Raw genomic sequence first — 13,494 nt, forward strand, 5'->3', positions numbered from 1 at the left:
GCAAGGAGCAGGCAGCATGCCGCAAGTGCCCGCGCTGGACCGCTACTTCCACATCACCCAACGACGCTCCACCCTCGCCCGCGAGATCCGCGGCGGCATCACCACCTTTATGGCGATGTGCTACATCCTCCTGCTCAACCCCCTGATCCTCTCCGGCAAGGACGCCCAGGGCCACACCCTCGGCCACGCCCCCCTGATCACCGCCACCGCCCTCGCCGCCGCCGTCTCCACCCTGCTGATGGGCCTGGTCGGCAAGGTCCCGCTGGCCCTGGCCGCCGGGCTGGGCGTCTCCGGAGTGCTCTCCACCCAGGTCGCCCCCCATATGACCTGGCCCCAGGCCATGGGCATGTGTGTGATCTACGGCGGCGTCATCATGCTGCTGGTGCTCACCGGGCTCCGTGAACTCATCATGAACGCCATCCCCTTGGCGCTCAAACACGCCATCACCATGGGCATCGGCATGTTCATCGCCCTCATCGGGCTGGTGAAGGCCGGCTTTGTCCACCCCTCCACCGGCGGCGGCCCGGTCTCCCTGGGCCCGGCCGGGGAACTCGCGGGCTGGCCGGTGCTGGTGTTCTGCCTCACCCTGCTGGCCGTGCTGATGCTCTACGCCCGTGCCGTCCCCGGCGCCCTCCTCATCGGCATCCTCACCGGCACCCTGGTGGCCGTACTGGTGGACCGGCTGGCCCGCCCCGCGCCCGGGGCCTGGCGCAATGGCCCGCCCCGGCTGCACGGCGGCGCCGTCGCCATGCCCGACTTCTCGCTCTTCGGCAAGGTCGCCTTCGGCGGCTGGGGCTCCATCGGCACCATGAGCGTGGTCGTGATCACCTTCACCCTGGTGCTGGCCGGCTTCTTCGACGCCATGGCCACCATCATCGGCGTGGGCGCCGAGGCCGGACTCACCGACGACCGCGGCCGGATGCCCGGACTGAGCCGGGCCCTGCTGGTGGACGGCGCGGGCGGCGCCATCGGCGGGCTCAGCGGCGCCAGCGGGCAGACGGTCTTCATCGAGTCCGCCACCGGGGTCGGCGAGGGCGCCCGCACCGGTCTGTCCGCCACCGTCACCGGACTGCTCTTCGCCGGCGCCCTCTTCCTCACCCCGCTCACCCGGATCGTCCCCGGCGAAGTCGCCGCCGCCGCACTGGTGGTGATCGGCGCCATGATGATGGGCAGCGCCCGCCATATCGACTGGAACGACCGGTCGGTGGCCATCCCGGTGTTCCTCACCGTGGTCCTGATGCCCTTCACCTACTCCATCACCGCGGGCGTCGGCGCCGGGGTGATCGCCTACACCGCCATCAGAGCCGCGGAGGGCCGCTGGCGCGAACCCGGCGCCTTTATGTGGGCGCTGACCGCCGTCTTCACCGTCTACTTCGCCCTCCACCCCATCGAGAACTGGCTGGGAGTCAAGGGGAGTTGAACCAGGATGCTGGAGCTCGCGGCCGAGCTGCGCCAATGGGCCCTGGAGGGCCGGGACTTCGCCGTGGCCACGGTTGTCGCGGTACACGGCAGCGCACCCCGCCCGCCCGGCGCCGCCCTGGCGGTCAACGACGAGGGCACCGTCATCGGTTCGGTGTCCGGCGGCTGTGTGGAGGGCGCGGTCTATGAACTGTGCCGGACCGCGCTGGACAACGGCCTCAGCACTCTGGAGCGGTTCGGCCACTCCGACCAGGACGCCTTCGCCATCGGCCTGACCTGCGGGGGAGTCATCGACATCCTGGTCACCCCGGTCACCGCCGCCCAGCGCCCCCACTACCTCGAGGCATGGGGCGCCGCCGCCGGCGGTGAGCCGGTCACCCTGGTACGCACCCTCGCCGCCCCCTTCGGCGTCCTGCTGGTACGCGCCGACGGCACCGGCAGCGGAACCCTGGCCCATGCCCCCGGACTCGACCGCACCGCCCCCGCCGAGGCGGTCGCCCTGCGGGACACCGGCTTCACCGGAGTCACCGAACTCGGCTCCCGCTGCGCCCAACGCGTCCCGGTCTTCGTCGAGTCCAGCGTCCCCGCACCCCGGATGATTGTCTTCGGGGCCATTGACTTCGCGGCGGCCCTGGTCCGGGCCGGGAAGTTCCTCGGCTACCGGGTTACGGTCTGCGACGCCCGCCCCGTCTTCGCCACCGCCGCCCGCTTCCCGGAGGCGGACGAGGTGGTGGCCGACTGGCCACACCGCTATCTGGACGCCCAACATCTGGACGGCCGGGCGGTGTTGTGCGTACTGACCCATGACGCCAAGTTCGACGTCCCGCTGCTGGAACGGGCCCTGCGGCTCCCGGTCGCCTATGTGGGGGCGATGGGCTCCCGGCGCACCCACCAGGACCGGCTCAACCGGCTGCGGGAGGCGGGGCTTTCCGTCGCCGAGCTCGCCCGGCTGCACTCCCCGATCGGGCTGGACCTGGGGGCGCGTACCCCCGAGGAGACCGCGCTGTCCATCGCCGCCGAGATTGTCGCGGTGCGGCGGGGCGGCTCGGGGGTGCCGCTGTCGGGGGCGGCGGTGCCGATCCACCATGACGGCCCGCCGTCCGCCGCCGGGCGGACCCCGGGGTCCGCTCCGGAGCTGATGCCCGGTCTGCGGTCCGCCCGATCCGGCGTCCGGGCATGAACGGCCACCTCCGCTAGGACGGGCGGGCGCCCCGCTCCTCGTAGGGGCTGTGCATGGTGAGGTAGCGGATCTCCAGGTCCTGCTCCAGGTACTCCATCCGCCGCTCCCAGAAGTCCCGGAGGTGGGGCAGCGCCAGATGGGCCTCAAGGTCCGCCTCGCTGCGCCAGGCCTCGTAGAAGACGAACACGCCCGGGGAGTCCCGGTCTTCGTGGAAGTGGTACTCCAGACAGCCGGGTTCCTGCCGCGTGGGCTCCACGAACGACAACAGCAGCCGCCGCAGTTCCTCCGTGCGCCCGGGCTTGGGGCGGGCTATGCCGACGAGAGTGAACGGCTGATCCATGAGGCCTCCCTCTATAGGTACGGTGGATTTCGTACCTGGCGGAGGCTAGCCCTCCCACAAGGTACGATGCAAGTCGTACCCAGGAGGTGGTGGCAATGCCCGACGAGGAGGGGCACCCCGAGCCGGGGGAGATGGAACTCGGCAAGGTCCTGGCCGCCCTGGCCGACCCGTTGCGGCGGCGCGTGGTAACGGAGTTGGCGGCCGGGCCCGAGGGCGAGGCGCGCACCTGCAGCTCCTTCGCCCTGCCGGTCGCCAAGGCGACCGTCACCCATCACTTCCGCACCCTCCGCGAGGCGGGGCTGATCCGCCAGGTCAACCGGGGCAACAGCCGGATGGCCACCCTCCGCCGGTCCGAGATCGAGCAGCGGTTCCCCGGCCTGCTGGCCCTGCTGCTCGCCGAGGACGCCCGGCACCGGCCGTGATGCTCCGGGCGGCCTCGATGCCGCCCATCCCGGGCCCGGCTCGTAGTGGGCACGGAATCCGCACCTCCGCGGGGCACTTGGGTGCGGTTTTCCGGCCCGGTTCACAGGGCACCCCGGACACTCGACCCCCACCGCCGGCCCGGCGTGGAGTGCCCGCTCCGCCGGCCGCGGCACCCCGCCAGTCCCTCGGCCGGAGCTTCCGCCTCCGCCCGAGGGGATCCCGGAGTCCGGCGCCACCGGCTGCCCGTGTCCCGGCGCTCCGCACCTTGCCATGGAGCACACTCCAACGACTAGCGTCCTTCACATCACGCGACGAAAGGAAACCCCAATCGTGCTGCGCTACACGCTGTTCGGCAGGACCGGTCTCCGGGTGAGCGAACTGTGCCTGGGCACCATGACCTTCGGTGAGGACTGGGGCTGGGGCACCGGCAAGGAGGCCAGTGCACGGATCTTCAATGCCTATGCCGAGGCGGGCGGCAACTTCATCGACACGGCGGACCTCTACACCGAGGGCAGCTCCGAGCGGATGCTCGGCGAACTGCTCCAGGACCGCCGGGAACGCTTCGTACTGGCCAGCAAGTACACCTGCGCCACCGACCGGCGCGAGGTCAACGCCGCGGGCAACCACCGCAAGAACCTGGTGCAGTCCGTGGAGGCCAGCCTCCGGCGGCTGGGCACCGACTACCTGGACATCCTCTGGGTGCACGCCAGGGACAACTTCACCCCGGTCCAGGAGGTCATGCGCGCCCTGGACGACCTGGTGCGCGCCGGCAAGGTGCTCCACCTCGGGGTGTCGGACTGGCCCGCCTGGGAGATCGCCCAGGCCAATACCCTCGCCGAACTCCGCGGCTGGACCTCCTTCGCCGGTTCGCAGCTGCGCTACAGCCTGCTGGAGCGCACCCCGGAGCGTGAACTCCTGCCACAGGCCCGTGCCTTCGACCAGGCGGTGCTGGCCTGGAGCCCGCTGGCGGGCGGCAAGCTCAGCGGAAAGTACCGCCGGGGCGAGACCGGCCGGCTCAACTCCGGCAACTGGCAGGACCACAAGGAGCACAACGAGGACGAGGTGATCGGCACCCTGCTGGCCGTCGCCGAGCAGGGCGGCTGGAGCCCCGCCCAGGTCGCCCTGGCCTGGCTGCGCTCCCGGCCGGGGAATGTGATCCCCATCATCGGTGCCACCAAGGAGAGCCAGCTCGCCGACAACCTGGCCGCCGCCGCGGTCACCCTGGACGCGGACGCGCTTGAGCGGCTGGACCGGGTGAGCGCCGTCCCGCTGGGATTCCCGCATGACTTCCTGCGGGAGGACGGGGTCAGGGAGAACGTCTACGGCGAGCGCTGGCCCGAGATCGACAACCGGCTGTCCACCTACCGCCGTACGGCCGACGAGGTCCTCTGAGGCCCGTACCGTTCAGGGGCAGCGCACTACCTGCCCCGCCCAGGACAGCCCGCCCCCGAAGCTCAGCAGCAACGCCGGTCCGTCGGCGGGCAGTTCGCCGCGTTCGACCAGCTTGGACAGGGCCAGCGGGACGGATGCCGCCGAGGTGTTGCCGGATTCGGTGACATCGCGGGCGACCACCGTCCCCTCGTCCAGCCCCAGTTGGCGCACCACGGCCTCGATGATGCGGAGGTTGGCCTGGTGGGTGACCACCCCCGCCAGGTCCGCCGGGGCGAGACCGGCTCGGCGGCAGGCTTCCCGGGCGAGCGCGGGGAGTTCGGCGGTGACCCAGCGGAAGACGGTCTGGCCCTCCTGGGTGAAGTACGGGTGCCAGTCGCCCTTCAGCCGGACCGCGTCGGCGCGGGTGGGGTCCGAACCCCACACCACGGGGCCGATGGCGTCCTCCCGCGGCGAGGGGCCGAGCACCGCGGCCCCGGCGCCGTCACCGAGCAGGACGCAGGTGCCGCGGTCGGTCCAGTCGGTCACATCGGACATCTTCTCGGCGCCGATGACCAGCGCGTGCCGCGCGGCACCGGCCCGTATCGCATGGTCGGCGGTGGCCAGGGCGGTACAGAAGCCCGCACAGCCGTTGTTGAGGTCATAGGTCACGGCGGAGGGAATGCCCAGCCGGGCGGCCACCTGTGCCGCGGTGGACGGGCAGCGGTCGATGGCGCTGCAGGTGGCCACGGTGACCAGCCCGATGTCGGCGGGGGACAGCCCGGCCGCGGCCAGCGCCTTGCCGGCGGCCGCCGAGGCCAGATCGGTGACCGATTCGGTGTCGGCGATGCGCCGGGTGGCGATCCCGGTGCGCCGGCGGATCCAGTCGTCACTGGTGTCCACCATGCCCGCCAGTTCGTCATTGGTGAGGACGCGCGTGGTGTGGGAACCGGCGGCCGGAGCGCGCCCGGACTGCCGCGGCTGCGCGCCGTCTGCGAGGCATGGATCGGCTACCTGGAACGGGAGCGCACCATCTTCCCCGGCGGCTGTCTGTTCGTCACCGCCGCGGTGGAGTTCGATGCCCGCGGCGGCGCGGTACGGGATGCGGTGGCCCGCCTCCTCCTGCTCTGGCGGCGCCGTCTGGCCGAAGAGGTACGGACCGCCGTGACGGCGGGTGAACTGCCGCCGGACACCGACCCGGAGCAGACCGCCTTCGAGCTCATCGGCCTGTATATGAGCCTGAACCAGGCCGTCCAGCTCTTCGGTGACACCTCGGCCCCGGAGCGCACCCGCCGGGCGCTCGGCCGGCTGCTGGCGCCCCCGCCGCGCTGACGTTTACCTGCATATGGCAGGCTTTGGCGAACCTTTGACCAGGAGTCCGGAGGATCGTTCGCCTTGCCTTCCAGATGGCCCCGCCGCCTTGCCCTGTCCCTGTGCCTGGCCGCCGTCGGCACAACCACCGCTGCCGGTACGGCCGTTGCGGCTCCGGCCGACGGACCGGATGCCGCCCGCTACTGGACCGCCGAGCGGCTGGCCGCCGCCAAACCGCTGGAGGGCAAGGGCACCCCGGCGGCACCCCGAGTGAGCGCCGCCGGACCGCCGGCCGGCACGCCGCGGGGCCGCTATGGGGACGGCATACCCATGGTGGGCACCTTCTTCGTCCGCGGCGCCGGACAGGGCAACACCTACTGCACCGCCAGTGTGATCCGCAGCCCCGGCCGCGACCTGGTGCTCACCGCCGCCCACTGCGCCAAGTCCCTGGCGGGCGGCACCGACCGGATCTTCATCCCCCAGTTCCGCCAGGGGCTGGACGCCAACCGGCAGAAGTTCGGGGCCTATCCGGTGCAGCGGGTCTTTATCGACCCCCGCTACCGGGGCGGCACCGGCCCGGCCACCGACCTGGACTTCGCCTTTGTCCGCCTGGGCGCCAACGCCCAGCACGCCAAGGTGGAGAACCGGACCGGCGGCCTCCGGCTGACCGGCACCCCGCGCTGGGTCAACACGGTTACCGTGCTGGGCTATCCGGGCACCGCCAACCCCGGGCAGCAGGCCATCTCCTGCACCGTCCCCACCGCCCGGCTGTCCACCGGCCTGCGCCAGATGCAGGTGCGGTGCGCCGGTTACTACAACGGCGTCTCCGGCGGCCCCTGGATATCCCACTACGACGCCAAGGCCCGGACCGGCGAGGTGATAGGCGTGGTGGGCGGCTACCGGGGCGGCGGCAACGACGCCAACGACGACTGGGTGAGCTACTCGCCGATACTGGGCCGCGAGGCCCAGGACCTCTACCAGGATGCGGTCTCCGGCCGCACCCCCGCGCGGGGCCCGCGGCCCGCCGGCCATGGCGCCACCCTGCCCGGTACGGCCCGGCTGTGGCGGAACGCCGCCCAGCTGGCCGCCGGTGACTTCACCGGTGACGGCCGGGAGGACCTGGTGGTGGTGTGGAGCGATGGCGAGGTCAGCCTCTACGCCGGGGACGGCCGGGGCGGCTTCGGCCGGGAGTACACCCTGGCCAGGAAAGACAGCGCCTGGCGGCGCGCGGTGGCCGTCACCGGGGGAGAGTTCGGCGGGGCCGGGCACCAAGGTCTGCTGGTCCGCTGGGACAACGGCAAGCTCAGCCTGTTCGACGGGGTGGGGCCCAAGGGGCTGGGCCGGGAAACCACTCTCGCCGAACCGGGCTCCATCTGGAAGCACGCCACCCAGATCACCGCCGGTGCCTACAACTCCGGCGCGCGCCGCGAGGATGTGGTGGTCCGCTGGTCCGACGGCGAACTGACCCTCTACTCCGGGGTCGGGCCCAAGGGGCTGGGCCGCGAGCACCGGCTCGGCAAGCACGACAACTGGAAGCGCACGGTGGCACTGACCAGCGGCCGCTTCTCCGGGCGGCCGGGCGCGGACCTGGCCGTACGCTGGAACGACGGCTCCCTGGACGTCTACGCCGGCACCGGCGCGGGCGGCCTGGGCACCCGCAGCCGGGTGCAGGCGCCCAATGCGGCCGATACCGGCAACTCCACAATGGTGGCCGGTGAGTTCACCGGCAGCGGCCGGGCCAATGATCTCATTGTGCGCTGGAGCAATGGTGAGACCTCGCGGTACGCGGGGACGACCGGCAGTGTGCTGGGGGAGTGGGCGGCCCTGGTCTCCCCTTGAGCGGACTCCCGCGCCCGACGGATCGGCCGCTACCGGTGGTGCGCGGTGGGGCGTTCGGGCCGGGGGCCGGGCCGACCGGTCGCGCGGTCCCGGGCGCCCCCCGCCGGGGCGCCCGGGCGCGTGCGCACCCAGTAGGAATGCGCGGCCAGCGCAAGTGCCGTGCCGTACAAGGCGAAAGCACCGTTGCCGATCCAGCTCACTTCCAGGCAGTCCGTCACGGACGGGAAGTCGCCCCGGGGGAAGGACACCAGCCCCGCGCTGCCCAGCGCGGTGTAGGTGGTACCCAAGAGCCCATAGGGACCCAGGGTCATGGCGCCGATCAGCGCCGGGGTGAGCGGCAGCCAGCGCGGCACCGGGCGGCCGCGCAGTGCGAGCGTCCAGTGGGGGAAGACCTGCCCCCACGGCCGGACCAGGCCCAACAGCAGAAACACCCCCAGCGCGGCGAGCACCACGGTGCCGTCGATCCCCCAGGACTCCAGGGTCAGCCAGAACTCCGAGGCGCCATTGCGCCGGGAGGCTTCCTGTAGCTCAGCCCTGCCCACCCCCGCGAACCGGCCGCCCATCGCCCAGAACATCTTCATGGCCGCATAGGGCACAAACGCCAGGGCTCCGGCCCGGGCGGCCCATTGGACGCGGGGCGGCGCCGGCGAGGGCGCCGCCGGTACCGCCGGATACCGGGTGCGGCCCTCCGGCCGCAGGGCACGGGCGTTGGCGGCCAGCAGTAACACGCCGAGCAGACCGAGCAGATGGTGCACGGCGGCAATCCCGCTGTCCAGCCGCTGATTGAAGGCCAGCTCGATCACATCCATCAGCAGGGTGAACCCGGAGACGGCGGACAGCGCACAACTCGCCCATATCAGCCCGGTGGTGAGCTGGTGGGCACGGTGGCGCCGGGCGGCCGCCACCGAGAACAGCGCCAGGACGGCGGTCCCCACCACCACCCAGTTCAGGGCGACCGGACCGGCCTGGTCGGCGTTCCGGATGAACAGCGCCCTGTCCCGCAGGGTGCAGACCAGGGCGAAGGCGCCCAGCAACAAGGCCCAGCAGACGGCCGCCGGGGCGGCCCAGCGTGCGGGCGGGTATCGGAGAGCGGTCATGCCCGCCAGCCTCCCTGCCCACGCCCGGCCCCCGAGTCAGCCGAGGGAACGACCGCCCTCCACCGGACGAATGACTGCCCGCCACCGGACGGTTGAAGCGCCCGGCCGCACACCGGGGGCGCCCCTCAACCGCGCGCAAGCCACTCCCGCCGCAGCATCGCGTAGACGAAATCGTCCCGCCAGCCACCCTTGAACAGCCCCGTCCCAATGAAGTGCGCCTCCCGGCGCATCCCCAGCCGTTCCAGCAGCCGGGCGGAGGAACCGTTATGGGCGTGGCAGCGCCCTATGACCCGGTGCAGCCCCAACTCCCCGAAGCCCAGCCCCAGTACCGCCCGCACCGCCTCGGTCGCCAGCCCCTTCCCCTGGTGGGCGGGGTTGAAGACACAGCCGATCTCGCCCTGTCGGTCCGCCCGGCTCAGCCACACCAGTTCCACCTGGCCCACCACCCTGCCGTCCTCCGGCGTGACCACCGCCAGGCTCAGACAGTCGCCCTCCCCGGCCAGCCGGTTCTCCCCGGCCATCTGCTCCACCGAGGCCCGCGACTGCTCCCGGTCCCTGGGGTCCCACCGCATATAGCGGGCCACTTCCGGTTGGCGCTGATAGGCCCATACATCATCGGTGTCCTCCGGCACAAAGGGACGAAGCAGCAGCCGGTCGGTACGGATGGGCCATTCGATACTGGTCATCAACGGAACCTTACCGCCGGCCCCCTTCGCTCCCGACGGCAATTCATTTGCCCGCACCGTTGGGGCCGCGCAGGATTCCGCCATGCCATCCACGCACAACGCGCTCACCGACGACCAGATCGAGCGCTTCATAACCGACGGTTTTATCCACCTTCCCGAGGCATTCCCCCGCGAAGTCGCCGACGAATGCCGGGACTTCCTCTGGCGAGAGACGGGCTGTGACCCGGCCGACCCAACCACCTGGCGCCAGCCGGTCATCCGGCTCCTGGGCTATGGTGACGAGCCGTTCCGGCGGGCGGCCACCACGCCCCGGCTGCATGCCGCGTTCGACCAGCTCGCCGGCCCGGGCCGTTGGGAGCCCCGCAAGGGACTGGGCACCTTCCCCATCCGGTTTCCGCACCCCGACGACCCCGGCGACGCCGGCTGGCATATGGACGCCGGCTTTACGCCCGAGGGCGAGCAGGGTTACCGGATCAACCTGCGTTCCCGGGGCCGGGCGTTGCTGATGCTCTTCCTGTTCTCCGATGTGGCCGAGGACCAGGCGCCGACCCGGATCAAGGCCGGCTCCCACCTCGACGCTCCGCGGTATCTGGAGCCCTGGGGGGAGCGCGGCATCGACTTCTTCGAGCTGTGCCGGACCATGGACGCCGACGGCGCCCTGGACTCACCCATGCGGCCAGAGGCCCTGGCCACAGGCCGGGCCGGTGATGCCTACCTCTGTCACCCCTTCCTGATCCACTCCGCCCAGCCGCACCGCGGCGGCGCCCCCAAGTTCATGGCCCAGCCCCCACTGGTGCCCACCGGCCTGCTGGACCTGGACCGCGCGGACGGGGCCTACTCCCCGGTGGAACGGGCCGTCCGGCTCGGCTTGGGCCGGTAGGCGCCCGGCCCCGGGCCGTTCGGAGTCGGATTTCCGTGCCGACACGCCGAGCGAGAACAAGGGACACCCTCCCCGGTTCAACGCTCAAACACCGGCCCGCCGACCCCGGTGATCAAGGTTTCCCGCGCCCATGCAAGGATCCGGCGAACCCAAGCCGTGAAAAGCGCGTCTTGACGAGATTGGAGAGTCGTTCGCCTTGACGTCTTCCAGATGGTCCCGGAGCCTCGCCGTAGCCGTCGCCATGGCGGCCTGCGGTGCCACCGTCACCATGACCACCGCCCAGGCCGCGCCCAAGGACGGGCCCGAGGCGGCCCATTACTGGACGGCCGAGCGGATGGCCGCGGCCAAGCCGGTCGAGGCCAAGGGAGCCCGGGGCGGGGCCGGGGCGGGAGCCGCGGCGTCCAAGGCCGTCGCGGCGCCCAAGGGGACGCCCAAGGGAACGTTCGGCGACGGCATATCCATGGTCGGGACCTTCTTCTCGCACAGCAAGGTGGCCGGCAACACCTCCTGCACCGGCAGCGTGATCCACAGCGCCGGGCATGACCTGGTGCTGACCGCCGCGCACTGTGCGCGGGGGATGCAGCAGGCCACCGACCGGATCTTCGTCCCCCAGTACCGCAAGGGACTGGACGCCGCCAAGCAGAAGTTCGGCGCCTTCCCGGTGCAGAGCGTCTTTATCGACAAGCGGTGGCTCAAGGCGGCCGACAACAAGTTCGGCCCCGAGTCCAGCCTGGACTTCGCCTTTATCCGGGTCGGCGTCAACGACCGGAAGGCGAAGATCGAGGACAGGACCGGCAGTCTGCGGCTGACCGCCACCCCGGGGCCGGTCAACACCGTCCGGGTGCTGGGCTACCCGGTGGGCTCCAGCAACCCCGGTCAGCAGGCGATCAGCTGCACCGTGCCGACCGCGCAGTACAAGGGCTGGAAGCAGCTCCAGATGCTGTGCGGGGGGTACTACGGCGGTGTCTCCGGCGGTCCTTGGATAGCCAACTGGGACGCCAAGCGCAACACCGGTGATGTGATAGGCATCGTCGGCGGATACAACGGCGGTGGCGACCGCGCCGATGACGACTGGATCAGCTACTCGCCGGTCTTCGACGGGGAGATACAGAACCTCTACCAGGCGGCGGTGGCGGGCCAGGACCCCGCCGACGGGCTGAACACCACCCCCAACCCGCGGCCGGTGCTGCGGGAGAGCTCGGGGGTGTGGCGGCACGCCAAGCAGCTGGCCGCCGGGGACTTCGGCGGCCAGGGCCGGGACGATCTACTGGTGGCCTTCGACGACGGACAGGTCAGCCTCTACCCCAATGACGGCAATGGCGGCCTGGGCAAGGACAGCACCCTCAAGGAGGAGAACAACCCCTACTGGAAGGGCGACAAGGTACGCGCCATCGCCGGTGGCCCCATCGGGGGCGGCCGTGCCAAGCTGGCGGTGCTGTGGGCCGGCGGCAAGCTCAGCCTCTTCGGGGACGTCGGCCCCTCCGGGCTCCGCAAGGAGACCATGATCGGCTCCTATGGGGAGTGGAAGAACGCCCGCAAGATCGCGATCACCGCGTCCGGGGACCTCATTGTGCTCTGGAAGGACGGCGAACTCAGCCTCTACAGCGGGGTCACCGCCACCGGCAAGGGCAAGGAAAAGCAACTCCGCCCCAAGAACAGTGAGTTCGCGGGCGCGGACGCGCTTGCCGCGGGCGGCTTCTCCGGCGGCTCGGGCACGGATCTGCTGGTGCGGCTGGCCGATGGGCAGCTCAAGGCCTACCCGGGCACGGGGCGCGGCGGCCTGGGCCCCGCCCGGGTGGTGCAGGGCGCCAATGCCTCGTACACCGGCACCGCCATGGTACTCGGCGGCTTCACTCCCGGCGGCGGCCCGGACGACCTCATAGTGCGCTGGAGCGACGGTGAGACCTCCCGCTATGACCGCCCCGCGCTGAGCGGGCTGGGGGACTGGAGCCCGCTGGTCTCCTGACAGCGGACGGGGAACAGGGGACATCGGACAGGGGACGGTTTCCGGGCCGTCCCCTTTTGTTTTTCTTGTCCGGCATCCGGTGGTGCAAGATCGGACCGGTGGGGCCGATGGAGATCCATGGCGGACACTGGAAAGAGGAGGGAAGACCATGGTCAACGAGTGGCACATGGCGGCCAATATCGGGGCCGGTCTCGGGCTGGGCGCGGTCATCGGGCTGGAACGGCAGTGGCGGGCCCGGATGGCGGGGCTGCGCACCAACGCCCTGGTGGCGGCCGGCTCCGCGCTCTTCGTTCTGCTGTCCATCTATGGCTTCTCCAGTGCCACCAGCACCACCGGTTATGACGGCTCCCGGGTGGCCGCGCAGATCGTCTCCGGCATCGGTTTCCTGGGCGCGGGCGTGATCATGCGGGACGGGCTGCGGGTACGCGGCCTCAACACCGCGGCCACCCTGTGGTGTTCGGCGGCCGTCGGTGCCCTGGCCGGTACCGGGCTGTATGTGATCGCCGTACTGGGCACGGTGGGCGTGGTGGCCGCCAACACCCTGCTGCGGCCGCTGGCCCGGCGGCTGGACCGGGAGCCGCGCGGCGGCGCCGAGGTGGCCACCGACTACCACTTCGAGGTGGTGTGCACCGAGCCGGAGGAAGCCCATGTGCGCACCCTGGTGGTCCAGGCCCTGGTCCGTCCCGGCTTCCGGCTGCGCTCGGTGCACAGCCGGGACGTGGAGGCGGAGGGCAAGGTGATGGTGGCGGCCGAGGTGACCACCGACCGGCGCGATGACAGCCTGCTGGAGGAGGCCGTCAGCCGGCTGTCCCTGGAACCGGCCGTCTCCGCGGTCAGCTGGACGGTGCTGCATGAGCCGGAGGGCGACGATGAACCGGAGGACGAGCAGCGGTCCCGGCGGCGGGTGCGCGACTTCTTCGGCGGACGGAGCCAGGGCGGAAGCTGAGCGGAAGCTGAGCGGGAGTCGAGCGGGAGTTGAGAACTG

At 71.5% G+C, this 13,494-nt stretch carries 12 protein-coding genes and 1 pseudogene; 9 read left to right on the top strand and 4 right to left on the bottom strand.

Annotated elements, in window-relative coordinates; genetic code table 11:
• The first annotated feature begins 16 nt into the window (after positions 1-16).
• Both CV755_RS06670 and CV755_RS06675 read left to right on the top strand, forming a co-directional pair.
• Positions 17-1,420 carry an NCS2 family permease gene (locus tag CV755_RS06670; protein ID WP_109279225.1) on the top strand — a complete coding sequence of 468 codons (1,404 nt, stop codon included), beginning with the start codon at positions 17-19 and terminating at the stop codon, positions 1,418-1,420.
• 6 nt (positions 1,421-1,426) lie between these two features.
• On the top strand, positions 1,427-2,599 hold the full coding sequence (locus CV755_RS06675; RefSeq protein ID WP_109279226.1) for an XdhC family protein: 1,173 nt from the start codon (positions 1,427-1,429) through the stop codon (positions 2,597-2,599).
• Positions 2,600-2,612: 13 nt separating this feature from the next.
• Here CV755_RS06675 and CV755_RS06680 read toward each other — a convergent pair whose 3' ends face one another.
• Positions 2,613-2,939, bottom strand: a complete 327-nt coding sequence (locus CV755_RS06680; protein WP_109279227.1) for a putative quinol monooxygenase — start codon at positions 2,937-2,939, stop codon at positions 2,613-2,615.
• Between the two features lie 95 nt (positions 2,940-3,034).
• Between CV755_RS06680 and CV755_RS06685 the strand changes: the two genes are divergently transcribed.
• Positions 3,035-3,361 carry an ArsR/SmtB family transcription factor gene (locus tag CV755_RS06685; protein ID WP_109279228.1) on the top strand — a complete coding sequence of 109 codons (327 nt, stop codon included), beginning with the start codon at positions 3,035-3,037 and terminating at the stop codon, positions 3,359-3,361.
• Positions 3,362-3,695: 334 nt separating this feature from the next.
• Entirely contained in the window at positions 3,696-4,754 is a 1,059-nt protein-coding gene (locus CV755_RS06690; RefSeq protein ID WP_109279267.1) for an aldo/keto reductase, read from the top strand.
• Positions 4,755-4,766: 12 nt separating this feature from the next.
• Here CV755_RS06690 and CV755_RS06695 read toward each other — a convergent pair whose 3' ends face one another.
• Positions 4,767-5,636: a beta-ketoacyl-ACP synthase 3 gene (locus CV755_RS06695; protein ID WP_109279229.1), complete on the bottom strand. Its 870-nt coding sequence runs from the start codon at positions 5,634-5,636 to the stop codon at positions 4,767-4,769.
• A 25-nt stretch (positions 5,637-5,661) separates the two neighbouring features.
• On the opposite strand from CV755_RS06695, the pseudogene CV755_RS06700 reads away from it, so the two are divergent.
• Both CV755_RS06700 and CV755_RS06705 read left to right on the top strand, forming a co-directional pair.
• Positions 5,662-6,062 (top strand): annotated as a pseudogene (locus tag CV755_RS06700) (TetR family transcriptional regulator C-terminal domain-containing protein); the annotation flags it as partial.
• 63 nt (positions 6,063-6,125) lie between these two features.
• Positions 6,126-7,880 (top strand): trypsin-like serine protease, encoded by a 1,755-nt coding sequence (locus CV755_RS06705; RefSeq protein WP_109279230.1) that lies wholly within the window; start codon positions 6,126-6,128, stop codon positions 7,878-7,880.
• A gap of 29 nt (positions 7,881-7,909) precedes the next feature.
• Here the strand turns inward: CV755_RS06705 and CV755_RS35280 are convergent, their stop codons facing one another.
• Together CV755_RS35280 and CV755_RS06715 are read right to left on the bottom strand one after the other, a co-directional pair.
• Positions 7,910-8,977, bottom strand: coding sequence for a hypothetical protein (locus CV755_RS35280; protein ID WP_193553363.1), 1,068 nt, complete (start codon positions 8,975-8,977; stop codon positions 7,910-7,912).
• Positions 8,978-9,102: 125 nt separating this feature from the next.
• On the bottom strand, positions 9,103-9,663 hold the full coding sequence (locus CV755_RS06715) for a GNAT family N-acetyltransferase (RefSeq protein ID WP_109279231.1): 561 nt from the start codon (positions 9,661-9,663) through the stop codon (positions 9,103-9,105).
• Positions 9,664-9,745: 82 nt separating this feature from the next.
• On the opposite strand from CV755_RS06715, the gene CV755_RS06720 reads away from it, so the two are divergent.
• The 3 genes from CV755_RS06720 (at position 9,746) to CV755_RS06730 (ending at position 13,455) form a co-directional block, all read left to right on the top strand.
• The gene (locus CV755_RS06720; protein WP_109279232.1) at positions 9,746-10,543 is read left to right on the top strand and encodes a phytanoyl-CoA dioxygenase family protein; all 798 of its coding nucleotides are present in this window, start codon (positions 9,746-9,748) and stop codon (positions 10,541-10,543) included.
• Between the two features lie 196 nt (positions 10,544-10,739).
• Positions 10,740-12,509 carry a trypsin-like serine peptidase gene (locus tag CV755_RS06725; RefSeq protein WP_153068595.1) on the top strand — a complete coding sequence of 590 codons (1,770 nt, stop codon included), beginning with the start codon at positions 10,740-10,742 and terminating at the stop codon, positions 12,507-12,509.
• Positions 12,510-12,657: 148 nt separating this feature from the next.
• The gene (locus CV755_RS06730; protein ID WP_109279234.1) at positions 12,658-13,455 is read left to right on the top strand and encodes an MgtC/SapB family protein; all 798 of its coding nucleotides are present in this window, start codon (positions 12,658-12,660) and stop codon (positions 13,453-13,455) included.
• Positions 13,456-13,494 lie beyond the last annotated feature (39 nt).

The organism is Streptomyces orinoci, from assembly GCF_003121295.1.
GTDB classification, from domain to species: domain Bacteria; phylum Actinomycetota; class Actinomycetes; order Streptomycetales; family Streptomycetaceae; genus Streptomyces; species Streptomyces orinoci.

Bases quoted from the DNA above. Each gene is read 5' to 3' on its own strand.
- CV755_RS06680 (WP_109279227.1), bottom strand. From the start codon at position 2,939: ATGGATCAGCCGTTCACTCTCGTCGGCATAGCCCGCCCCAAGCCCGGG.
- CV755_RS06695 (WP_109279229.1), bottom strand. From the start codon at position 5,636: ATGGTGGACACCAGTGACGACTGGATCCGCCGGCGCACCGGGATCGCC.
- CV755_RS06730 (WP_109279234.1), top strand. From the start codon at position 12,658: ATGGTCAACGAGTGGCACATGGCGGCCAATATCGGGGCCGGTCTCGGG.
- CV755_RS06670 (WP_109279225.1), top strand. From the start codon at position 17: ATGCCGCAAGTGCCCGCGCTGGACCGCTACTTCCACATCACCCAACGA.
- CV755_RS06715 (WP_109279231.1), bottom strand. From the start codon at position 9,663: ATGACCAGTATCGAATGGCCCATCCGTACCGACCGGCTGCTGCTTCGT.
- CV755_RS06720 (WP_109279232.1), top strand. From the start codon at position 9,746: ATGCCATCCACGCACAACGCGCTCACCGACGACCAGATCGAGCGCTTC.
- CV755_RS06685 (WP_109279228.1), top strand. From the start codon at position 3,035: ATGCCCGACGAGGAGGGGCACCCCGAGCCGGGGGAGATGGAACTCGGC.
- CV755_RS35280 (WP_193553363.1), bottom strand. From the start codon at position 8,977: ATGACCGCTCTCCGATACCCGCCCGCACGCTGGGCCGCCCCGGCGGCC.
- CV755_RS06675 (WP_109279226.1), top strand. From the start codon at position 1,427: ATGCTGGAGCTCGCGGCCGAGCTGCGCCAATGGGCCCTGGAGGGCCGG.